Here is a 21,173-nt window from a genome sequence, read left to right as displayed (position 1 = left end):
GGCCTTTCGCTGTGTCTTACCTGTTGGTCTTACTTGTTCCAGTGTTCGGCGACGAGGTCGGCGGCCTGCTGCTCCCACTGGGCGTAGTGGTCGGGGTAGGCGGAGACCTGGACGGTCTGGGCGGCCTTGGTCAGCGGCATGTCCTTCCAGCCGTCGACCTGCTTCAGGCCCTTCAGGAACGCGGTCGTGGAGTATTCGGGGTCGGTGATCTGCTCGACCGTGCCCCAACCGGAGGAGGGGCGCTGCTGGAACAGGCCCTGCGAGTCGTGGTCGTTACGGTCACCCAGGTGACCCAGGTTCTCCAGCTTCGACTCCTGCAACGCCGTAGCGATCGACACGACGGCGGCGCGTTCGTCCATGCCGGCCTTCTTCGTGGCCGCGATGATCGCCTTCACGTTCTTGGTCTGCTCGTCGTTCAGGTCGATACGCGACTGCTTGCCCTGCACGCCGTGCGGGATCAGCTTGTCGCCCTGCACGCTCACGCTGACCGGCTTGGCGCCGGCGGTGGTGTCCGCGGCGTGGGCGGCGACGGGGCCGGCGAACACGCCACCGGTGAAGGCCAGACCAGCAATACCCAGGATGCTCTTCCGCAGGATCGTGTTCATTGGGGGGCTCCATTCGGGGGATCGACGCCCACACCGACAGGGGGTTTCGGTGCGGGTGCGAGCACCGTCAGGCGCTCAAGAAGTCTTGGGGGTTCGGCTGCTCGCGGGGCGGGGGCCTCGACGCGGGTGCCGGAAGCATGTCCAACGACCCGCCACCCGGCATCATTCCCGGGGCACGTCACGCGCCGCCGGGGAGCGGCGCGGGGGTTCACGTCGTCGGAACCGTGTTCAACGACCGGCCGGGCGGGATGATTCCCCGCCGGCTCACGCCGTCGGAACCGTACTCAACGAGCGCTGGCCGCGGACTGTTCCCGCAGCCGACGCCGCTCCGCTCGGGGTTGCGGCCTTGCTCGGTCGGTCACCTGGTTACAACGCCACCGACCCGCCACCGATTCCACCCTCAGAGTGCCGCCCACCACCCCCGAACCGGACACCGCACCCCCAAACCCCCACCGCACCGGAGCCCTAACCCAGTCCAGCCGGGCACCTCGCTCCGCGCCCCGGGTGATCAAGGAGTTTGCGGCACCTTCCGGCCTGGACGAGGACACAAACTCCTTGATCACCCCCGATGAAGCCCTCTCAGGCCCCCTAGCGAGGGTTGATCATGAGGTTAGCGGTGACAAACCGGACACGAAGCACCGTCAACTTCATGATCGACGCTCTCGGGCCGGGCCGGGCAGGGCCGGGCCGGGCAGGGCCAGTGCGGGCGGGGCCGGGGCGGGCCGGGCCAGGCCGGGTCGGGGCGGCCAGGGCGGGGGTGGGCAGGGCAGGCCGAGCGCCGGAGTGACGCACTGCGACGGTGGGGCGGGTCGGGCGGGGCGGGGCACCGGTGTCAACCACTGCGACGGCTGCGCCGATCTTGCAGGTCGGGCCCTCCGGGTGTCCGACTTACGCGTTATGCGGGGTGCCGAAGTGCAAGATCGCGAAGGCCCCCCCGGGGGTGGCGGCTGTTCGGGGCTGTCCGGAACTTGCTGTGGCCTTGGGTGGCTCGCCGATCTTGGAGTTGTGGCTCCTCGCGAAAAGGTGGTAACCGGGCAATCCGTGGCACCACAACTCCAAGATCGACGGTGACAGGCGAGGGGCGCGGACTCCCGACAGGGCGACAGATCCTCCCGCACTGGGCAGCGTCCTCGTTCCGCGCCGGGCCTGGCCCGCTCCCGGGCGCGGGTTCTGCCGTTGGCAGATCCGCTGACCGTGAACAAGGGGCGCCATGCCCGGCACGGGGCGGCACGCTGGGACGTATGCGACTCCTGATGCTTGGTGGTACGGGCTTTGTCGGTGGTGCCGTGGTGGCTGAGGCGGTACGCCGCGACTGGCAGGTGACCGTGTTCAACCGGGGCGTGCACGGGCAGGCGCCGCCCGGCGTACACCGGTTGCGGGGTGACCGGACGATGCCGGACGGGCTGGCCGCGCTAACCGGCGGCGAGTGGGATCTGGTGGTGGACACCTGGGACGGCGCGCCCCGGGCGGTACGGGACGCGGCATCGGCGCTCGTCGGCGCGGTGCCGCACTACGTCTACGTGTCCAGCGGCTCGGTGTACGCGCCACCCGTCGAACTCGGCACCGGTGAGGAGGCGCCGACGGTGGCGGCGGACCCGGACGCGGAGGACGGCGACTACCCGGCGAACAAGGCGGGCGGGGAACTCGCCGCCACCCGGGTGTTCGGTGACCGGGCGCTGCTCGTGCGCGCCGGGCTGATCCTGGGGCCGGGGGAGGACATCGGGCGGCTGCCGTGGTGGCTGAACCGGATCGCCCGGGGCGGGGACGTGTTGGCGCCTGGGCCGCGTGACCTGCCGATCCAGTACGTGGACGTCCGCGACTTGGCGAACTGGCTGCTGGACCGGGGTGCCGAGGGCGTCGGCGGTGCGTACAACGTGATCGGTCGCACCGGGCACGCGACGATGGGCGAGCTGCTCGACGCGGCGGTGGCGGCGACCGGGTCGGACGCGACGCTGCGGTGGACGGCGCCGGAGCCGATCCTGGCGGCCGGGGTGGTGCCGTGGAACGACCTGCCGGTCTGGGTGCCGCGTGGGCACGAGTACCGCTGGTTGCAGGAGCGGAACGTCGAGCGGGCGTACGCGGCGGGGCTCGTGTGCCGGCCGGTGACCGAGACGGTCGCCGACACCTGGCGGTGGCTGCGCGAGGTGGGGCAGGTGCCGGCGCGCGCGGGGCGGCCGGCCCGTGCCCCGGTCGGCCTGGCGCCGGAGCGGGAGGCCGCGTTGCTGGCCGCGCTCCCCGCCTGACCAGGCACCGCGCCGCCGGAACGCTGGACCGCGCCGCCGGAACGCTGAGCCGGAACAAAGGGCCGGAACAAAGGGCCGGGCGGCCGGCCTGACCCGCGGAGGGGTTCGGGTCAGGCCGGCACGACCGGCAGGTCGAGCACTTCCTCGACCGGGCGACGCGGGGTGGCGCGGCCCGGCTGGCCGTACCCGATCCGCATCACCATCTGCGGGGTGCCGAACCGGCCTAGCGACATCCGCAGCGCCTCCCGCGCGGCCGGCACCTCGATCGGCTGGGACAGCATCGACGCGCTGAGCCCGGCGTCGGTGGCGGTGAGCAGCACCCGCTGCAACGCCTGCCCGGCGAGGATCTGGTCGGCGGAGGTGTTGCCGGCCGAGCCGAGCACCGCGACGAGCGGCTCCGGCTCGAAGTCCCGGCCGGGGGCGCGGTTGCGGCCGCCGAAGCCGCGCTGGGGCAGCAGGTCCTGCGGCTCGCTCTGCGGTCCGCCGGCGACGGTGGGCACGCCGTCGGCGGCCGGCTCGGAGCGAATCCACTCCATCCGCTCAGCCACGTACGCGGGGTCGCGTTCCAGCACCCGGTGGGCGCTGCGGGCGACCTCGGCGACCGCGTTCACCGCGCTGGTGCCGATCACCAGCTCCAGCCAGCACTGCTCGGCCCGGGCCGCCTCGCCGAGCCGCCAGCGGGCCTCGGCGGGCACCGGGTCCGGCCAGAACGGCGCGCGGTTGCTGAACCGGCGGCTGATCGCCCCGTACAGGCTCTGCTCGGTCGGGGTGGGGCGGCGCGGCACGTCCGGCACGAGCCGGGCCACGACGTCGGGGTCGGAGGGGTACGGGCGCAGCCGCACCGTGGCCGGGGTGCCCGCCACGGCGAGCGCGAGCCGCAGGTTGAACAGCGCCGCGCCGGCGGCCATGCGCGCGCCCCAGCCGGTCGGGTCGGTGGCGGGCAGGCCGCGCAGCGGGTCGACTGACACTTCGATGCCGCCGTCGACCACCCGGAACCGCCACGGCTGGGTGTTGTGCAGCGACGGCGCCCGGACCGCGTCGGCGACCGCGGCCCGCAGGTCCGCGGTGGTGTATTCGGTCGTCATGGTGGTGCTCCCTCTCGTGCGGCGCCGGCTCCCCCGTCCGGTACATCACTAACGGTGCGTCAGCGGGCAGCGCCCTGAGCAGGGCCGGAGGTCCCCACCTGGGCCCGGCCGTCGGTCCCGCCCGGCGCGGGGAGGACGGGACTTTCGACCCGTGCTACCGAGGCGGGAAAGCGGGTAGAAAGGACTGATGATCCGGGTGTTCCTGCTCGACGACCATGAGGTCGTCCGTCGTGGCCTTGCCGACCTGCTGCAGAGCAGCGGCGACATCGAGGTGGTCGGCGAGTCCGGCCTGGCCCAGGAGGCGGCGCGTCGCATTCCCGCGCTGCGTCCCGACGTGGCGATCCTCGACGCCCGGCTGCCCGACGGCAACGGCATCGACGTGTGCCGGGACGTCCGCGCGGTGGACTCCTCGATCAAGGGGCTGATCCTCACCTCGTACGAGGACGACGAGGCGTTGTTCGCGGCGATCATGGCGGGTGCCGCCGGGTACGTGCTCAAGCAGATCCGCGGCACCGACCTGGTGGACGCGGTCCGCCGGGTGGCGGCCGGGCAGTCGCTGCTGGACCCGGCGATCACCACCCGTGTGCTGGAGCGCATCCGCAGCGGCGTGGAGCAGCCCCGGGAGTTGAAGTCGCTCACCGAGCAGGAGCGGCGGATCCTGGAGTACGTGGCGGAGGGGCTCACCAACCGGGAGATCGCCGGGAAGATGTTCCTGGCCGAGAAGACGGTGAAGAACTACGTGTCCAGCGTGCTGGCGAAGCTCGGTCTGGAGCGGCGTACCCAGGCGGCGGTGCTGGCGACCCGGCTGCTCGGCAAGAACACCTGACGCCGGTCAGTCGAGCGGGACGCTCCAGCGCAGCTCGGTGCCGCGCGGCTCGGCCCGGCGTAGCGAGAACTCGCCGCCCAGCCGCTCGGCCCGCTCCCGCAGGTTGACCAGCCCGCTGCGGGCCGCCTCCGGGTCGCAGCCGATGCCGTCGTCGGTGACGGTGATCTCGACGTGGCCGGAGTCGACGCGTACGCGCACCGACACCCGGTCGGCCTGCGCGTGGCGTACCGCGTTGGAGAGCGCCTCGCGCAGCACGGCGGTGAGTTCGGGTCGCAGCTCGTCCGGGACGGCGCTGTCGATCGGGCCGACCAGTTCCAGGTCGGGCCGGTAGCCGAGCGATTCGGCGGCCACCTCGATGGCCTCGCGGATCTCGGTGCGCAGCGCCGCGCTCATCGGGGTACGCAGCTCGAAGATGGTGCGGCGGATGTCGCGGATGGTGGCGTCGAGGTCGTCGACGGCCTGGTTGATCCGCTTGGCGGCCTCGGGGCGGGCGTTCATGGCGCCGCTCTGCAGTTGCAGACCGGTGGCGAACAGCCGCTGGATCACCACGTCGTGCAGGTCGCGGGCGATGCGTTCGCGGTCCTCCAGGACGACGAGCAGTTCCCGCTCCTCCTGACCGCGGGCCCGTTCCATGGCGAGCGCGGCCTGTCCGGCGAAGCTGGCCAGCAGCGCGAGGTCGTCGTCGGCGGCGGGGCCGTGGTCGGGCCGGTAGCCGATCACCAGGACGCCGTGCAGCGTGTCGGCGGCGGCGAGCGGGGAGACCACTGCCGGCCCGGCGACCACGGGCCGGGGCCAGGGCGCCGCGGCGGCGAGGTTCTCCACCTGGTCGTGCCGGCCCGACGTGGCGGACGCGGCGAAACTGGTCTCGGCGGCGGGCAGCACCGCGCCGACCAGTTCCCGGGTGACCGGGTCGGCGCCGTCGACCACCTCGACGGTGAACTGCGCCTCGTCCTCGTCGTAGAGCAGCACCAGCGCCAGTTCGGCTTCGGCGACCTCACGGGCGCGGCGGGCCACCAGGGTCAGCGCGTCGGTGCGGCGCACCTCGCCGAGCAGCACCGAGGTGATCTCCGCGGCGGCGGCGAGCCAGCGTTCCCGCCGGTGCGCCAGCGCGTAGAGGCGGGCGTTCTCGATCGCCACGCCGGCCGCGGCGGCGAGCGCCACCACGATCTCCTCGTCGTCCTCGGTGAACTCGGTCGCGCCCTGCTTCTCGGCCAGGTAGAGGTTGCCCCAGACGTGGTCGCGGATGCGTACCGGCACGCCGAGGAAGCTGTGCATCGGCGGGTGGTGCGGCGGGAAGCCGTACGAGTTGGGGTGCTTGGTGATGTCCGGCATGCGTACCGGCTTCGGCTCGTCGATGAGCAGGCCCAGCACGCCGCGGCCGTGCGGCAGCTCGCCGATCTTCGCGTGCAGCTCGGGGCTGATGCCGTGGACGATGAAGTCGTGCAGCATCCGGTCGGGGCCGATCACGCCCAGCGCGCCGTAGCGGGCGCCGGCCAGCTCGCACGCCGACTGCACGATCCGCTCCAGCGTGCTGCGCAGGTCGAGGTCGGACCCGATGCCGACGACGGCGTCCAGCAGCGCCCGTAGCCGCTCGCGGCTGGTCACCACCTCGCCGACGCGGTCGAGCATCTCCTGGAGGAGCTCGTCCAGGCGGACGCGGGACAGCGGGGTCAGCCCGAGCGACGGCGCGACGTGCTCATGCTGGGGCTGGGGTGCGGCGGCCACCGGGCGATCGTATCGCCCGGCGGCCGCCCTGATCGAGACCGGTCAGGTGAGGCGGTCGCGAACCGCCGAGGTGTCGACGGTCTGGGTGACGTCGAGCCGGGGGGTGTGCGGCGGTCCGGCGTGCGTCGGGTCGGCCACGCCGAGCCGCATGCTGATGTACGGGAACCCGAGGCCGGAGAGAATCTGCCGCAGCACCTCACGGGTGCCCTCGACCTCCACCACACCGGACAGCGGCACCAGCGACACGCCGTGCCGGGTGGCGGTGAGCCAGGCGGCGGAGAGCGCCTCCCCGGCGCGCAGCCAGCTCATCGTCTCGTCGTCGGAGCCCCAGAGGATCCCGTAGACGGCGGTCTTGTCGTGGCCGGGCCCGATCGGCAGCGACCCGGCGCGGCCGAAGTCGCGGGCCGGAACGGTCGTCTGGGGCGCCTGCTCGGGCAGCACCTCCGGCGGCAGCCCGGTGCCGGTGCCGGCCCGGCTGGTCCAGTACGCCAGTTCCTCGCGCAGCTCCGGGCTGTCCGCCTCGACGGCGGCGGCCTGCTGGGCGGCGGCGGCGAGCTGGATCTTCTGGGTGTCGTCGAGCAGTTGCAGGTTCACCCCCTCCAGCGTGGCGGCCCGGTCGATGTCGTTCAGCGCGGCGGTCGGGATCTGCTCGTCGCTGACCGGCCGTCGGTCGGTGTGGCGCACCTGCATGCACTGCACGACGCGCATGGCGTCGGGGTCGGCGCCGGTGTGCTTCAGGCTGGTGATCCGGGCCAGCAGGTCGGGCTCCTTCGGGTCGGGCAGCCGCTCCACCACCGGGGTCCAGCCTTCGGCGGCCAGCGCCACCCGGGCGTGGTGCAGCGCGGCGCCGCAGCTCACCACCAGCAGGTGACCCTCCGGGTCCATGGCGCTGAGGTGCCGTTCGCGTACCACCCGCAGCTCCAGCGCGTCGGGCAGAACCGTCCAGTGCCACGGCTGCGTGTTGTGCACCGAGGGGGCGTGGCCGGCCATTCCGGCGGCCTCCGCGAGCGCGGTGGTCAACGGGCGATCGCCGGCCGGCGTCTCGTGGCTCATCGTCACGACCTTTCCTGTTTTCCCCATCGTGCCCCACGCCCGGGAAGCCCGGGTGGGGGATGCCGCTCCATCCTCGGACATGCCCGGCCACCCCGCAGGCGTCCCTCGCCGCGCGATCACCCCCGTCGTCCCGCCCGGGCTGGGAGGATCCTCGGGTGGGAACCGAACCACGCGAGTGCGTACCCGAGCAGCCGGCCCGTGCCCGGCGGTGGGCGTGGACCGAGTGGGCGCCGCTGGTGCTGCTCACCGTGGCCGTGCTGGCCGGCGCGGCGCTGTGGTTCGCCGGCGCGCACGACGCCGCCCGGCTGGTCTGGGCGGCGGTCACACTGGTCGCGCTGGTCCCGGCCGCCTGGACGACGTTGCGTCAGCTCTGGCTACGGCAGTTCGGGGTGGACGTCATCGCGGTGCTGGCGCTGCTCGGCGCGCTTCTGGTGCGGGAGTACCTGGCCGGCGCCGTCATCGCGGTGATGGTCGCCACCGGGCGGGCGCTGGAGGAGTACGCCCAGCGCCGCGCCACCCGCGACCTGCGGGCGCTGCTGGAACGCGCGCCCCGGCAGGCGCGGCGGCGGACCCCGGACGGCGGGATCGAGGTGGTGCCGCTGGACCGCGTCGCGGTCGGGGACCGGCTGCTGGTCGGGCCGGGCGACGTGGTGCCTGTCGACGGCGTGGTCGAGGAAGCGGCCACGCTCGACGAGTCGGTGGTGACCGGCGAGTCGCAACTGGTGACCCGCGCGGCGGGGGAGGAGGTCGCCAGCGGCGTGGTCAACGCGGGCGCCGGGTTCGGGCTGCGGGCCCGCCGCAACGCGGCGGAGAGCACCTACGCGGGCATCGTCCGCCTGGCCGGCGAGGCCACCGCCCGCAAGGCGCCGATGGTACGGCTCGCCGACCGGTACGCCGCCGCGTTCGTGCCGTTCACGCTGGTCCTGGCGGGGCTGGCGTGGCTGCTGTCAGGCGAGTTCACCCGGGCGGTGGCGGTCCTCGTGGTGGCCACCCCGTGCCCGTTGCTGCTGGCCACCCCGATCGCCGTGGTCTCCGGCCTGTCCCGGGTGGCCCGCCGCGGCGTGCTGGTCCGTGACGGCGGCTCGCTGGAGCAGCTGGGCCGTGCCCGTACGCTGCTGCTGGACAAGACGGGCACGCTCACCGCGGGCCGGCCCCGCGCGGCCGAGGTGGTGACGGCGCCGGGTGGCGACCGGGACGAGGTGCTGCGGCTGGCCGCGTCGGTCGAGCAGCTCTCCCCGCACGTGCTGGCCGCCGCGCTGGTGAGGCAGGCCCGCGAGCGTGGGCTGCCGCTGGCCGAGCCGACCGACGTCACCGAGGAGCCGGGGCACGGGGTGAGCGGGCGTGTCGACGGGCGCACGGTGCACGTCGGGCAGTTCGCGGGCGAGCCGCCGGAGTGGGCGGGCCGGCTCGGTGAGCGCGCCGAACGGGCCGGGCTCTCCACGGTCTGGGTCAGCGACGACCAGGGGCCGCTGGGCGCGATCCTGCTGGAGGACCCGGTGCGCCCGGATGCCCGGCGGACCGTGCGGCGGCTGCGCGAGGCGGGCCTGACCCGGCTGGTCATGGTCACCGGCGACCGTCCCGGCACGGCCCGGCAGGTGGCGCAGATCGTGGGCGTGGACGACGTGATCGCGCGCTGCTCGCCGCAGGAGAAGGCCGAGCGGGTACGCCAGGAGTCGGCGCGCGCGGTGACGGTGATGGTCGGCGACGGGGTGAACGACGCGCCCGCGCTGGCCGAGGCGCACGTCGGGGTGGCGATGGGCGCGACCGGGGCGACCGCCTCGGCCGACGTGGCCGACGCGGTGCTCACCGTGGACCGCCTGGACCGGCTCGCCGACGCCGTCGAGATCGCCCGGTACGCCCGCCGCATCGCGGTGCAGAGCGCCACCGTCGGGATGGGCCTGGCGGTGCTGGCGATGCTGGTGGCGGCGGCCGGCCGGCTGCCCCCGGTGGCCGGCGCGTTCCTCCAGGAGGGCATCGACGTCCTGGTGATCCTCAACGCGTTGCGCGCGCTCGGCGGCGGCCTGCGGCGGCGGGACCTGCCCGCGCACACGGTGGAGCTGATCGACAGGTACGCCGGCGAGCACGGCGGCGTGCGCGACGTGCTGGCCCGGCTGCGGGACACCGCCGACCTGGTGGCGACGCGCCCGGACGACCCGCAGTGCCTGCCGGCGCTGCGCGAGGTGCACCGCCGCCTGGTGGACGAGGTGCTGCCGCACGAGGCGGCCGAGGACCGGCAGCTCTACCCGGCGCTGGCCGGCCCGCTCGGCAGCGACGAGGCGACCTCGACGATGAGCCGGGCGCACGTGGAGATCGTGCGGCTGGTGGAGCGGATCGGCGGGCACCTCACGGCGCAGCCCGACGGCCGGCTGCGCCGCGACGAGGTGCCGGATCTGCTCGCCGCGCTGTACGGCCTGGACGCGGTGCTGCGCCTGCACCTGGCGCAGGAGGAGGAGGACTACTTCTCGCTCAACCCCGGTGAGGGCTCCGCCGCGCCCGGCCGCTGAGAGCGGTCAGCGCTCGCGTACCACCGCCACCGGGCAGTGCGAGTGCTGGATGAGCTGCTGACTGACCGAGCCGAGCAGCATGCCCCGCAACCCGCCCCGGCCCCGGCTGCCGACCACCACGAGCTGCGCCGACCGGCTCGCCTCCACCAGCAGCGCCGCCGGGCTGCCGGGGACGGCCTCGACCTCCACCGGCACGTCGGGGAAGCTCTCCCGCCACGTCGCCAGCTCCGCATCGGCGGCAGCCCGCTCAGTAGCGGCGGTCTTCTCCGGGTCGAAGTCCGGCGGCACCCACCGGTCGCCGGGCGGCTCCCAGGCCCGCAGCACCCGCAGCGGCACGTCCCGCTGTGCGGCCCGCTCGACCGCGAAGCCGAGCGCCCGCAGCGCCGTCTCCGAGCCGTCCGAGCCGACCACCACCGGCCCGGACGTGGCGGGCTGACCGTCGCGGACCACCACCACCGGGCAGTGGGCGTGCGCGGTGACCGAGACCGCCGTGGAGCCGGCGAGCAGCCCGCCGAAGCCGCCGTGGCCGCGGCTGCCGAGCACCAGCATCCCGGCCTCGGCGGACCGTTCCTGGAGCACCAGCGCGGGCGGGCCGTCGAACACCTCGCCGTGCACGGTGAGGCCGGGCCGGTCGGCGGCGGCGTCCGCCGCCGCCCTGCGGACCAGTTCCTCGACCTGCCGGCGGGCGGCCTCGTCGGGCCACACCCCCGGGGCCACCCCGGGACCGATCCAGCCGGTCACCGTCAGCCACTCGAAGACGTACGCCAGCCGCACCGGCCAGCCCGAGCGGCCCGCCTCGTCCAGCGCCCAGTTCAGGGCGACAGCCGCATCGGCGGAGCCGTCGTAGCCGACGAGGATCTCGTCCTTCATTCGCCACTCCTCAGCGCCGGATCGTTCTCCCGGACCCAGCGCCACTCGGCGACCCGGGGGTCGTCCTCGCCGTAGCGCCGGGTGTAGTCGCGGCAGGACTGGCGGGCGTCCACCATGTCCTGACGCAGGTGCGCGGCCCTCGACCGCAGCCCCGGCACCCGGTCTATCACGTCGATGACCAGGTGGAAGCGGTCCAGGTCGTTGAGCATCACCATGTCGAACGGCGTCGTGGTGGTGCCCTCCTCCTTGTAGCCGCGGACGTGCAGGTTCTCGTGGTTGGTGCGGCGGTACGTGAGCCGGTGGATCAGCCACGGGTAGCCGTGGTAGGCGAAGATGACCGGCCTGTCGCGGGTGAAGATGGTGTCGAACTCGTTGTCCGGCAGGCCGTGCGGGTGCTCCGACGGCGGCTGCAGGCGCATCAGGTCGACCACGTTGACGACCCGCACCTTCAGGTTCGGCAGGTGCCGGCGCAGCAGGTCGGCCGCGGCGAGCGTCTCCAGCGTCGGCACGTCGCCGGCGCAGGCGAGCACCACGTCCGGCTCGGCGCCGTCGTCGCTGCTGGCCCAGTCCCAGATGCCCAGGCCGCGGCGGCAGTGCTGGACCGCCTCGTCCATGGTCAGCCAGTTCGGCGCGGGCTGCTTGCCGGCCACCACCACGTTGATGTACTGCCGGCTGCGCAGGCAGTGGTCCATGGTGGACAGCAGCGTGTTGCCGTCCGGCGGCAGGTAGACGCGGACCACTTCGGCCTTCTTGTTCATCACGTGGTCGATGAAGCCCGGGTCCTGGTGCGAGAAGCCGTTGTGGTCCTGCCGCCACACGTGGCTGGACAGCAGGTAGTTCAGCGAGGCCACCGGCTCCCGCCACGGGATGTGCCGGGTCACCTTGAGCCACTTGGCGTGCTGGTTGACCATCGAGTCGACGATGTGGATGAACGCCTCGTAGCTGGTGAAGATGCCGTGCCGGCCGGTCAGCAGGTAGCCCTCCAGCCAGCCCTGGCACAGGTGCTCGGAGAGCACCTCCATCACCCGGCCGTCGGGGGAGAGGTGGTCGTCGCCGGGGACCTCCGCGCCGACGAACGCGCGGTCGGTCACCTCGAACGCCGCGCCGAGCCGGTTCGAGGCGACCTCGTCCGGGCCGAACAGGCGGAACGTCTCGGGGTTGCGCGCGATCACGTCGCGTACCCATGGGCCGAGCACGCCCGTCGCGCCGGCCATCGGCTCGCCCGGCGTCGGTACGTCGACCGCGTAGTCGCGGAAGTCGGGCAGCTCCAGGTTGCGCAGCAGCCTGCCGCCGTTGGCCACCGGGTTCGCGCTCATCCGGCGGTCACCGGTCGGCGGCTGCTCGGCCACCTCGGCGACCGGGCCGCCGGTGGCGTCGAACAGCTCCTCCGGGCGGTAGCTGCGCAGCCAGCGCTCCAGCTCGGCCAGGTGCTCCGGGTTGTCCCGGACCTCGGAGATCGGCACCTGGTGGGCGCGGAAGGTGCCCTCGACCTGCTTGCCGTCGACCCGGGACGGGCCGGTCCAGCCCTTCGGCGTGCGTAGGACGATCATCGGCCAGCGGGGGCGTTCCACGGGCCCGCCGGAACGGGCGCGGCGCTGGATCTCGCCGATCTCGTCGACCGCCCGGTCCAGCGTGGCGGCGAGCAGCTGGTGCACGGTCGCCGGGTCGTCGCCCTCCACGACGTACGGCTGGTAGCCGAAGCCGCGCATCATCTCCCGCAGATCCGCGCCGGGGATCCGGTCCAGCACGGTCGGGTTGGCGATCTTGTAGCCGTTGAGGTGCAGGATCGGCAGCACCGCGCCGTCGCGGGCCGGGTTGAGGAACACGTTCGACAGCCAGCTCCCGGCCAGCGGGCCGGTCTCCGCCTCGCCGTCGCCGATCACGCAGGCCACCAGCAGGTCCGGGTTGTCGAACGCGGCGCCGTACGCGTGGCTCAGCGCGTACCCCAGCTCGCCGCCCTCGTGGATCGAGCCCGGCACCTCCGGCGCCACGTGGCTCGGGATGCCGCCGGGGAAGGAGAACTGGCGGAACAGCCGCTGCATGCCGGTCTCGTCGCGGGGGATGTGGTGGTACAGCTCGCTGTAGGTGCCCTCCAGCCAGGTGTTGGCGACCAGCGCCGGGCCGCCGTGGCCGGGGCCGGTGATGAAGATGGCGGACAGGTCCCGGTCGACGATGACCCGGTTGAGGTGCGTGTAGAGCAGGTTGAGCCCGGGGCTGGTGCCCCAGTGGCCCAGCAGGCGCGGCTTGACGTGCTCGGGTCTGAGCGGTTCGCGCAGCAGCGGATTGTCGAGCAGATAGATCTGGCCGACGGTCAGGTAGTTCGCCGCGCGCCAGTAGGCGTCCAACCGACGCAGCTCTTCCTCGGTCAGGGGCCTGTGCAGGTTCACCGCGGTGTCCATGCTGCCTCAGCCTCTCGTGGATCGGGGTCGGCTGCCACCCGGGGACCGCTTTTTCTCCCCCGGCACGTCCAGCTTCGTCCCTGCCCGGGGTCGCCGGTCAGGGCCGTAGGTCCCGCCTCGCGCGGGCGTCACGATCCGTCCCCGTCGCCCGGGCTGAGCCCTCGTACGACGATCAGCGGGGCCGGCGAATGGTAGAGCAGGGACTGGCTGACCGCGCCCAGTGTGGACCCCACCGGCCCGTCGCCCCGCGCGGCGACCACCGCGATCTGCGCCGCGCGGGACCGGTCGAGCAGGACGGCGGTCGGCTCACCGTGGACGGTGAGGCAGTCGGCGGTGACCCGGGGGTGCCGGACGGCGTGCCGGTTCACCGCCTCCTCCAGCAGCCCGTCGTCGCCGTCGCCGCACTCGGGCTCGATCACCCGCACGGCGAGCAGGCGCGCGCCGCGGCTCTCGGCGCAGTCGAAGGCGTACCCGAGGGCGGCGCGGGAACTGGACGACCCGTCGAAGCCGACGATCAACGGTCCCTGCGGGGCCGGCTCGGCGCGGCCGACCAGCACCGGGCAGCCGGCCCGGGCGGCCACCTCGACAGCGGGCGTGTCGGTCGGTACGCCGTTCGGCCGGGTCGACATGCCGCCGTCACCGAGCGCGACCAGGAACGCGGTGTCGGCGGCCCGCAGCAGCGCCTCGACCGGTGAGCCCTCGACGATCTCACCGCTGACCGGCACCTCGGGCGCGCACTCGGCGGCCACCTGGCCGGCGCTCTCCAGCAGGTTCTCCGCGTCAGTGCGGCTGCCGCCCGCCGGGGCGGGCCCGGGCGTCGCGGCCCAGTTGAACGCATGCAGCAGGTGCAGCGGCCGGTGGTGGGCGGCGGCCTCGGCGGCGGCGGTGCGGACCACCGCCAGATCCTCCGCCGACCGGCCCACGCCGACCACCACCGAACCGTGGCTGGGTGCGGCCACCCCGGCTCACCTCCCCGACCCCCGCTTTTCACTCACCGTAGTCGCGGGACCGGGTGCGCCGGACCGGGTCGGCGGAAACCGGCGGTCAGCGCGGGGCGGGCAGGGTGGGATGGACGCGCAGGACGACGGCTGTGGCGTTGTCCTCGCCGCCCTCGTCGAGGCTGGCGGCGAGCAGGGCCTGGGTGGTCCGCGCCGGGTCGCGCCGGGTGGCGAGCAGGTCGCGCAGCCGGTGGTAGCCGAGCTGGTCGCTGATGCCGTCGGTGCACAGCAGCCAGGTGTCGCCCCGGCGCAGCGGCACGGCGAGCAGGTCCGGCTCGGGCCGGTCCGGGTGCCCGACGTAGCGCAGCAGCTGGTAGCGGGCCCGGGCCGCCTCCGGCGAGTCCGGCGGCCACCAGCCGTGCAGCAGGCCGAGCCAGGCCATGGTGTGGTCGACGGTCACCAGCTCCAGCAGCCCGTCGCGCAGCCGGTACGCCCGCGAGTCGCCGAGCTGGACCAGCCAGCCGTGTTCGCCGTCGGGCTGGACCACGAGCGCGGTGAGCGTGCATCCGGTCAGGCCGGACTGCGCCGCCCCGGCCTGGCGTACCCGCCGTTGGGTCTCGGCGACGGCGGCCCGCAGCTCGGCGGGGCCGACGGCGGGCCAGTCGGCGCGGACCCGCGCCACGAACGTCTCGGCCGCGGTCGTGCCGGCGATCCGGCTGCCCTCGCCGTCGCCCATGCCGTCGCAGACCACCGCCATCGGCAGCTCCGGGTCGACGTGCAGCACGTCGTAGTTCTCCGGGTATCGGTGCCCGACCACGCTGCCCCCGGCGATCTCCAGGGTGAGGCGGCCGGCGGTGAGCCGGCGCGCGGGCTCGACCGGCCGGTCCAGCGGACGGCGGCGGAACACCAGCGGACCGTAGCACCGCCGGGGGCCGGGGGCGGTAGGCCACGACGCGTGTCAACCAGGGTTGACACGTCTCGCGCGTCAACCTACATTGACAGCATGAGTCAGGCTACGGAACTCGCGGCGGCGGCCGGCAGCACCGACCCCAAGGTCGGCCTGCGTGCCGTGCTCGCCCTGCGGCGGCTTCTCGAACGGCTGGAGGTGATCCAGGTGGACAACGCCCGGCGCCAGGGCTGGTCCTGGCAGGAGATCGCCGACGCCCTCGAGGTCAGCCGGCAGGCGGTCCACAAGAAGCACGCCGGGCGACCGGCGGTATCCCAGAGCTGGGAGGCGTGATGTTCGAACGATTCACCGACCGGGCCCGCACCGTGGTGCGCCACGCGCTCGACGAGGCCCGTGCCGAGGGGCGGCGGCCCGTCGGCACCGAGCACCTGCTGCTCGGCGTACTGGCCGACCGCGACAGCCTGGCCGCCCGGCTGCTGGCGGCCGGTGGGATCGAGGCCGACGCCCTGCGCGCCGCCGTGGCCCGGCACGCCGCGCGGGGCGTCGACGGGCTCGGCGAGGCCGACGCCGCGGCGCTGCGCGAGATCGGCATCGACCTCGCCGCGATCGTGTCCCGGATCGAGGAGTCCTTCGGCCCCGACGCGTTGCGGGAGGCGACCCCGCGCCCGCGCCGGTGGTGGCGTCGCCGGCCGGACCACGGCACGTTCTCGCCCCGGGCGAAGAAGGTGCTGGAGCTGGCGCTGCGCGAGGCGCTGCGGCTGCGCCACCGGCACATCGGCACCGAACACATCCTGCTCGGCCTGCTGCGCGAGGGAAACGGCCTGGCCGCTGTGGTGCTGACCGAGGCCGGCGCGGACATCGACGACCTGCGCCGCCGCACCGACGCGGCGCTGCGCGAGGCCGCCTGAGGCCATCGGAGTTTCAAACCTGTTTGCGGTTCTCGCAACGTCCCGCTGCGCCGGGTCGCCGTCACGCCCCGTGTCCTGCACACTGACGCCGTGGACGGTGCAGACGACAAGCGCCCGGTGAACGCGGAGAACCGCACCCCGCGCTCGGCAGTGGTGGTCAACCCGGTCAAGGTGACCGACCTGGACGAGTTCCGTCGCACCGTGGACGGCGCGCTCGCCGCCGCCGGGTGGCCGGCCCCGACCTGGTACGAGACGACAGTCGAGGACCCGGGCCGCGGGCAGGCGGAACAGGCCGTCAAGGCGGGCGCGGAGGTCGTCTTCGCCTGCGGCGGCGACGGCACGGTGATGGCCTGCGTGACCGCGCTGGCCGGCACCGACGTGGCGCTGGCGGTGCTGCCCCAGGGCACCGGCAACCTGCTCGCCGCCAACCTCGGCCTCTCCGGCGACCTGGCCGCCGGGCTGGAGGTCGCCGTCGAGCGCGGGATGCGCCGCCTCGACGTCGGCGTGGTCGGCGACCAGTGCTTCGCGGTGATGGCCGGGATGGGCTTCGACGCCCAGATGCTCGACTCCACCTCCGAGACCACCAAGAAGCGGATCGGCTGGCCGGCGTACGTGGTGGGTGCCGCCCGGCACCTGCGGGACCGGCCGATGCGGGTCTCGGTGCGCATCGACGGCAAACCGCCGCTGCGCCGCCGGGCCCGCTCGGTCCTGGTCGCGAACGTCGGGCGGCTCCAGGGCGGGGTACGCCTGCTCACCGACGCCGAACCGGACGACGGCTGGCTCGACGTGGCGGTGCTGACGCCGCGCACGCTGCGCCACTGGCTCGCCATGGGCTGGGCGGTGATGCGCCGCCGCGACCGAGTCCCCGGGATGGAGGTGTTCCGGGCCCGCTCGGTGGAGATCACCAGCACCCGGGCGCAGCCCCGGCAGCTCGACGGCGACCTGATCGAGCCGGGCCGGTCGCTGAAGGCCACCATCCGCCCTGAGTCGCTCTGGCTCTGCGTACCGCGTCCCGAGGAGCACCCCGACCTGGCGGTGGACGCCGACGCGGTCGGCGAGCGCGGTGAGCACCTGGTCGACGAGGCCCGCCGTGAGTAGCACGAAGCTGGTCCCCGAAACCCGGTTGATGACCGAGAACGAGCTGTCCGCCGACGACGCCTGGCACACGCTGCGCCGGCACGGCGGCTGGTGCCTGCTGCGGGACGCGTTCGTCCGGTTCCGCTACGGCGACGGCTTCAGCCACTCCCGGGCGCTGGGGCTGCAGCTCTGCCTGGCGGTGGTGCCGTTCCTGATCGCGCTCACCGGCCTGATCACCGACCTGGGCGTGGACGAGGGCGGCAAGGTCGTCGCGGACACCGTACTGGCCATCACGCCCGGCCAGAGCGAAGCCATGGTGCAGGATCTGCTCACCGACAGCGAGCGCAGCGAGGACGCCGGCGAGCTGGCGCTGACCCTCGGCCTGCTCACCGGGCTGGTCGCGCTGACCACCACGATGGCGCAGATCGAGCGGGGCGCGAACCGGATCTACGGCGTCGAGCGGGACCGCCCGGCGCTGGCCAAGTACCTGCGCGCCACGGTCCTCGCGGTGGTCGCCGGCGTACCCGCGCTGGCCGGCTTCCTGATCCTGGTCGGCGGCCGGGCGATGGGCGAGTCGGTACGGCGACATTACGAGTGGGGCGACGTCGCCATGGCCGGGTGGAACGTGATCCGCTGGCCGCTGAGTCTCGGCCTGACAGTGCTCGCCGTCGCGGTGCTGTTCCGGCACGCCCCGCGGCGCCGGCAGCCCGGCCTGTCCTGGCTGTTCTTCGGCGCGGCCATCGCCATCGCGATCTGGTGGCTGGCCAGCCTGCTGCTGGCCGCCTACGTGAAGTACAGCGGCGGATTCGGCCAGACCTACGGCGCGCTGACCGGCATGATGGCGCTGTTGCTCTGGGCCAACCTCACCGGGATGGCGCTGTTCGGCGGGCTGTCCTTCGCCGCGCAGCTCGAAGCGATGCGCATTGGCGTGGAGGAGCCCGCCCAGCCGGATCTGTGGCAGCCGGAGGCGCAACGCGAGGACCTGTTCGACACCGGTGAGATGACCTCGCTCTGACGCCACGCCGGTCCAGCGTGTACGGGACACGCTGATCGGGTACAGCGCGCCTCGCAGAGGAACGAGGGAGGTGCGGTGTGACCGCGGTCAAGGAAGCCGGGAGCCGGCCGCTCGGCCATTTCGCCGAGCGGAGCCTCGCGGGCCTGCTCGCCGTGGCCGGCGCGGGAGTCGGGTTCGGCGTGCTGCTCATGCTGGTCCGGTTCCGCTGGAGCCCGCTGGGCGACGCCGACCACGCGGCGGCCGAGTGGTTCAACGGCCTGGTGGCCCCGCACGGCCCGCTGGTCACAGTGCTCCAGGCGATCACCGACCTGGGCGGGCGGCCGGTGCTGATCTGGCTGGTCACCATCGCTGTGGTGGGCCTGCTGATCCGCCGCCAGTCCCGGCTGGCGGTCTACCTGATCGTCACCGGCGCGGGCGGGCTGATTCTCGACCCGTCGCTCAAGGCGCTGGTCGGGCGGCTGCGCCCGGTGGTGGACGTGCCGATCGCCAGCGCGCCCGGCAACAGCTTCCCCAGTGGTCACGCGCTCGGCTCGTTCGTCGCGTACGGGGCGCTGCTGCTGGTGTTCCTGCCGGCCATGGCGCCGCGCTGGCGCAAGCCCGCCATCGCCATCGCCGGTGTGCTGATCTTCCTGGTCGGACTGACCCGGATCGCGCTGGGCGTGCACTACGTGTCGGACGTGATCGGCGGCTGGCTGCTCGGCGCGGCCTGGCTCGGCGTCACCGCGTACGCCTTCCGGCTGTGGCGGCGCGAGCGCGGCCGGCCGGTGCCGCCGCTGCGCGAGGGCCTGGAACCGGAGGCGGGCGACGAGCTGGCGCTCGCGCCGGACGAGGAGAAGGTGCTGGAGCACCCCCGCTCCGCGGTCGCCGAGCTGCTCGTCGGCTGGGTGCTCGTGTTCGGCGCGCTCTACGCGTTCGGCATGTTCGTCAGCTACCACGCCAAGGGCACGTTCTTCGACACGCTCGACACGAAGGTGCCGCGCTGGTTCGCCGAGCGGCACACCGACGTGCTCACCGACGTGAGCTGGTGGTGGAGCAAGTTCGGCGACACCCACGCGATCCTGCTGGTCTCGCTGGTGTTCTGCCCGATCGTGCTGGCCCTGTGGCGGCGCTGGCGGCCGGTGCTGTTCGTGGTGCTGGCGATGTTCGGCGAGCTGAGCCTGTTCCTGGCCAGCGCCCGGGTGGTGGACCGGCCCCGGCCGCCGGTGGAGAACCTGGACGGGCAGATGCCCACCTCGTCGTTCCCGTCCGGGCACATCGCCGCGACCATCTGCCTCTGGGCCGCCATGGCGATCATCGTGTTCCCGCGTACCGACAGGTGGTGGCGGTGGCTGTTCGTGGGCATGGCCGTGCTGATGCCGGTCGGCGTGGCCACCTCCCGGATGTACCGGGGCATGCACCACCCGACCGACTTCATGGGCGCGATCCTGCTCGGCGCGCTCTGGCTGTCGCTGCTGTACTGGGTGATCCGGCCCAACGCCGACGTGGCCGAGGGCAACCAGCCGGCGATCGAGTCCGAACAGGTGGACGAGCTGGACGACGAGCTGGCCAAGGCCGCGCGGCCGGACTGAGCCGATGCTGCGGGTGATGACCTGGAACATCCGGACCGGCGGGCGGGACGGCGACGGCGCCGACCGCCGGGACCGGATCGTCTCGGTCGTCACCGCGCAGCGGCCCGACGTGCTGGCCCTGCAGGAGCTGCGTGGCATGGACGCCACGCTGGGCGGCCTGGCCGGGCGGCTCGGGATGGCGCCGTACCTGGCCCGGTCCTGCTTCGGCCAGCCGGTGGCGGTGCTGGTCCGCCCGCCGCTGCGGGTGCTGCGCGCCGACCGGGTCCGCCGCCCGTTCCACCACGCCGCCGCCCGGGTCCAGGTGGTCACCGGCGCGGGACCGCTCACCGTGCTCAGCACGCACCTGTACCCCTACTCGGGCGGGCGGCGGCGGATGGAGGCGGACTGGCTGGCCGCCGCGCTGCGGCGTTCCGGGGGAGCGCTGGCCCTGCTCGCCGGGGACCTGAACACGCTGGAGCCCGCCGTCGACCACACCGCCCGGCTCGCCGGGCTGGCCACCCCGTACCGGCGGCGGCACCTGCGCCGCGACGGCCGTACCGTGGACACCCGCGCGGTGGCCCGGCTGCTCGACGCCGGGCTGGTCGACCTGTGGCCGCGCTCCGGCGGCGACGAAGCCGGCGGCCGGACCGTGCCGACCCGGCACGGCGGCGCCGAGTTCGCCGGGATGCGGCTGGACTACCTGCTCGCCACGCCGGCGCTGGCCGACCGGGTACGCGCGGTGCGGGTGGTCCGCGACGGTGACGCCGACTCGGCGTCGGACCACTATCCGGTGCTGGCCGAGGTGGACCTCACGGCCGGCTGAACGACGTCGACGCCAGGTCGGCCACCACGAAGGCCGCGAAGATCAGGATGACCGCCTCGCTGATCAGCCAGGAGTGCCGGTCGGTCCAGGCGCGGAACGCCGGCAGGAGCCGTTCGGCGCGGTCGCCGAAGACCAGCAGCGTGAGCAGCGGCAGCGCCAGCAGCAGCACGGTGAGCGCCACGAACGGCAGCAGGTGCCACCACGGGCGGCCGTGCCCGGCCATGCTGCCCGCGACCGACGCCATGACCAGTTCGTCGCTCGGCACGGCGACGGCGAGCAGCAGCCCCAGACCGAAGGCGTACGCGGGCCGGGGGTCCTGCAACCGGCGCAGCCAGCCGGGCGGCCGGTCGCGCCGCCGCCTGCGGAACGTCACCACCATGAGCACGGCCAGCAGGCCCAGCACGATCCAGTCGATGAGCCGGCGGCTGCCGCCCACCCCGATGCCGTGCACGGCGGTGTGCCGCACCACCCGGAACGCCGCGTACCAGAGCGTCAGCGGCCCGAGGACGCCGACCGCCACGCCGCCGAGGAAGGCCACCGAACTACGGCGCGGGTGGTGGCCACCGGCGAGCACGACGGCGCTGACGAGTTTCGACCCGGCGACCATCTCCAGCGCCAGCGGCAGCGCGGTCAGCAGGGGCATGCCCC

The 21,173-nt window shown here is 74.0% G+C and carries 18 protein-coding genes; 9 read left to right on the top strand and 9 right to left on the bottom strand.

The window, feature by feature from the left end:
• Window positions 1–29 precede the first annotated feature (29 nt).
• A complete protein-coding gene (locus tag ACSDG8_RS08915) occupies window positions 30–605 on the bottom strand; it encodes a hypothetical protein (RefSeq protein ID WP_439427791.1) in 576 nt (191 codons plus the stop codon).
• 1,241 nt (window positions 606–1,846) lie between these two features.
• Here ACSDG8_RS08915 and ACSDG8_RS08910 point away from each other — a divergent pair.
• A complete protein-coding gene (locus ACSDG8_RS08910) occupies window positions 1,847–2,848 on the top strand; it encodes an NAD-dependent epimerase/dehydratase family protein (protein ID WP_210942986.1) in 1,002 nt (333 codons plus the stop codon).
• 110 nt (window positions 2,849–2,958) lie between these two features.
• Here ACSDG8_RS08910 and ACSDG8_RS08905 read toward each other — a convergent pair whose 3' ends face one another.
• Window positions 2,959–3,933: an Acg family FMN-binding oxidoreductase gene (locus ACSDG8_RS08905; RefSeq protein ID WP_210898298.1), complete on the bottom strand. Its 975-nt coding sequence runs from the start codon at window positions 3,931–3,933 to the stop codon at window positions 2,959–2,961.
• Between the two features lie 187 nt (window positions 3,934–4,120).
• Between ACSDG8_RS08905 and ACSDG8_RS08900 the strand changes: the two genes are divergently transcribed.
• Window positions 4,121–4,759: a response regulator gene (locus tag ACSDG8_RS08900; RefSeq protein WP_013284884.1), complete on the top strand. Its 639-nt coding sequence runs from the start codon at window positions 4,121–4,123 to the stop codon at window positions 4,757–4,759.
• A gap of 6 nt (window positions 4,760–4,765) precedes the next feature.
• Here the strand turns inward: ACSDG8_RS08900 and ACSDG8_RS08895 are convergent, their stop codons facing one another.
• Together ACSDG8_RS08895 and ACSDG8_RS08890 are read right to left on the bottom strand one after the other, a co-directional pair.
• Window positions 4,766–6,433 (bottom strand): sensor histidine kinase, encoded by a 1,668-nt coding sequence (locus ACSDG8_RS08895; protein WP_210898412.1) that lies wholly within the window; start codon window positions 6,431–6,433, stop codon window positions 4,766–4,768.
• A gap of 93 nt (window positions 6,434–6,526) precedes the next feature.
• Entirely contained in the window at window positions 6,527–7,537 is a 1,011-nt protein-coding gene (locus ACSDG8_RS08890; protein WP_210898296.1) for an Acg family FMN-binding oxidoreductase, read from the bottom strand.
• A 155-nt stretch (window positions 7,538–7,692) separates the two neighbouring features.
• Between ACSDG8_RS08890 and ACSDG8_RS08885 the strand changes: the two genes are divergently transcribed.
• Window positions 7,693–10,041 (top strand): heavy metal translocating P-type ATPase, encoded by a 2,349-nt coding sequence (locus ACSDG8_RS08885; protein ID WP_210898294.1) that lies wholly within the window; start codon window positions 7,693–7,695, stop codon window positions 10,039–10,041.
• A gap of 6 nt (window positions 10,042–10,047) precedes the next feature.
• Here ACSDG8_RS08885 and ACSDG8_RS08880 read toward each other — a convergent pair whose 3' ends face one another.
• From ACSDG8_RS08880 to ACSDG8_RS08865, 4 genes are all read right to left on the bottom strand, one after another.
• Window positions 10,048–10,911: a universal stress protein gene (locus ACSDG8_RS08880; RefSeq protein WP_210898292.1), complete on the bottom strand. Its 864-nt coding sequence runs from the start codon at window positions 10,909–10,911 to the stop codon at window positions 10,048–10,050.
• Window positions 10,908–13,310: a phosphoketolase family protein gene (locus ACSDG8_RS08875; RefSeq protein ID WP_210898290.1), complete on the bottom strand. Its 2,403-nt coding sequence runs from the start codon at window positions 13,308–13,310 to the stop codon at window positions 10,908–10,910. The genes ACSDG8_RS08880 and ACSDG8_RS08875 overlap by 4 nt, the downstream gene beginning before the upstream one ends.
• Before the next feature lie 128 nt (window positions 13,311–13,438).
• Window positions 13,439–14,269 (bottom strand): universal stress protein, encoded by an 831-nt coding sequence (locus ACSDG8_RS08870; RefSeq protein WP_210898288.1) that lies wholly within the window; start codon window positions 14,267–14,269, stop codon window positions 13,439–13,441.
• A gap of 85 nt (window positions 14,270–14,354) precedes the next feature.
• Window positions 14,355–15,155, bottom strand: coding sequence for a PP2C family protein-serine/threonine phosphatase (locus tag ACSDG8_RS08865; RefSeq protein ID WP_210942985.1), 801 nt, complete (start codon window positions 15,153–15,155; stop codon window positions 14,355–14,357).
• A 96-nt stretch (window positions 15,156–15,251) separates the two neighbouring features.
• Here ACSDG8_RS08865 and ACSDG8_RS08860 point away from each other — a divergent pair, with 96 nt between their 5' ends.
• The 6 genes from ACSDG8_RS08860 (at window position 15,252) to ACSDG8_RS08835 (ending at window position 20,525) form a co-directional block, all read left to right on the top strand.
• Window positions 15,252–15,488 carry an HTH domain-containing protein gene (locus ACSDG8_RS08860; RefSeq protein WP_210898285.1) on the top strand — a complete coding sequence of 79 codons (237 nt, stop codon included), beginning with the start codon at window positions 15,252–15,254 and terminating at the stop codon, window positions 15,486–15,488.
• A complete protein-coding gene (locus ACSDG8_RS08855) occupies window positions 15,488–16,063 on the top strand; it encodes a Clp protease N-terminal domain-containing protein (RefSeq protein WP_210898283.1) in 576 nt (191 codons plus the stop codon). The genes ACSDG8_RS08860 and ACSDG8_RS08855 overlap by 1 nt, the downstream gene beginning before the upstream one ends.
• Before the next feature lie 90 nt (window positions 16,064–16,153).
• Window positions 16,154–17,161: a diacylglycerol/lipid kinase family protein gene (locus ACSDG8_RS08850; protein ID WP_210898281.1), complete on the top strand. Its 1,008-nt coding sequence runs from the start codon at window positions 16,154–16,156 to the stop codon at window positions 17,159–17,161.
• Complete coding sequence (locus ACSDG8_RS08845; RefSeq protein WP_210898278.1) at window positions 17,154–18,155, top strand: YihY/virulence factor BrkB family protein; 1,002 nt, start codon at window positions 17,154–17,156, stop codon at window positions 18,153–18,155. Before ACSDG8_RS08850 ends, ACSDG8_RS08845 begins: the two co-directional genes overlap by 8 nt.
• A 77-nt stretch (window positions 18,156–18,232) precedes the next feature.
• On the top strand, window positions 18,233–19,723 hold the full coding sequence (locus ACSDG8_RS08840; protein WP_210898276.1) for a phosphatase PAP2 family protein: 1,491 nt from the start codon (window positions 18,233–18,235) through the stop codon (window positions 19,721–19,723).
• Window positions 19,724–19,727: 4 nt separating this feature from the next.
• Window positions 19,728–20,525: an endonuclease/exonuclease/phosphatase family protein gene (locus ACSDG8_RS08835; RefSeq protein ID WP_210898273.1), complete on the top strand. Its 798-nt coding sequence runs from the start codon at window positions 19,728–19,730 to the stop codon at window positions 20,523–20,525.
• Here the strand turns inward: ACSDG8_RS08835 and ACSDG8_RS08830 are convergent.
• Window positions 20,512–21,168, bottom strand: a complete 657-nt coding sequence (locus ACSDG8_RS08830) for a GAP family protein (RefSeq protein WP_210898272.1) — start codon at window positions 21,166–21,168, stop codon at window positions 20,512–20,514. The genes ACSDG8_RS08835 and ACSDG8_RS08830 overlap by 14 nt on opposite strands.
• Window positions 21,169–21,173: the final 5 nt, after the last annotated feature.

The sequence above is a fragment of the Micromonospora sp. LA-10 genome (assembly GCF_051853095.1).
Taxonomy (GTDB): domain Bacteria; phylum Actinomycetota; class Actinomycetes; order Mycobacteriales; family Micromonosporaceae; genus Micromonospora; species Micromonospora echinospora_A.
This window is presented reverse-complemented; position numbering and strand designations above follow the sequence as displayed.

What these genes read in the sequence shown, in the direction of transcription:
- ACSDG8_RS08830 (WP_210898272.1), bottom strand. Translation starts at nt 21,168, where the DNA reads ATGCCCCTGCTGACCGCGCTGCCGCTGGCGCTGGAGATGGTCGCCGGG.
- ACSDG8_RS08860 (WP_210898285.1), top strand. Translation starts at nt 15,252, where the DNA reads ATGAGTCAGGCTACGGAACTCGCGGCGGCGGCCGGCAGCACCGACCCC.
- ACSDG8_RS08880 (WP_210898292.1), bottom strand. Translation starts at nt 10,911, where the DNA reads ATGAAGGACGAGATCCTCGTCGGCTACGACGGCTCCGCCGATGCGGCT.
- ACSDG8_RS08835 (WP_210898273.1), top strand. Translation starts at nt 19,728, where the DNA reads ATGCTGCGGGTGATGACCTGGAACATCCGGACCGGCGGGCGGGACGGC.
- ACSDG8_RS08905 (WP_210898298.1), bottom strand. Translation starts at nt 3,933, where the DNA reads ATGACGACCGAATACACCACCGCGGACCTGCGGGCCGCGGTCGCCGAC.
- ACSDG8_RS08915 (WP_439427791.1), bottom strand. Translation starts at nt 605, where the DNA reads ATGAACACGATCCTGCGGAAGAGCATCCTGGGTATTGCTGGTCTGGCC.
- ACSDG8_RS08890 (WP_210898296.1), bottom strand. Translation starts at nt 7,537, where the DNA reads ATGAGCCACGAGACGCCGGCCGGCGATCGCCCGTTGACCACCGCGCTC.
- ACSDG8_RS08900 (WP_013284884.1), top strand. Translation starts at nt 4,121, where the DNA reads ATGATCCGGGTGTTCCTGCTCGACGACCATGAGGTCGTCCGTCGTGGC.
- ACSDG8_RS08875 (WP_210898290.1), bottom strand. Translation starts at nt 13,310, where the DNA reads ATGGACACCGCGGTGAACCTGCACAGGCCCCTGACCGAGGAAGAGCTG.
- ACSDG8_RS08910 (WP_210942986.1), top strand. Translation starts at nt 1,847, where the DNA reads ATGCGACTCCTGATGCTTGGTGGTACGGGCTTTGTCGGTGGTGCCGTG.
- ACSDG8_RS08855 (WP_210898283.1), top strand. Translation starts at nt 15,488, where the DNA reads ATGTTCGAACGATTCACCGACCGGGCCCGCACCGTGGTGCGCCACGCG.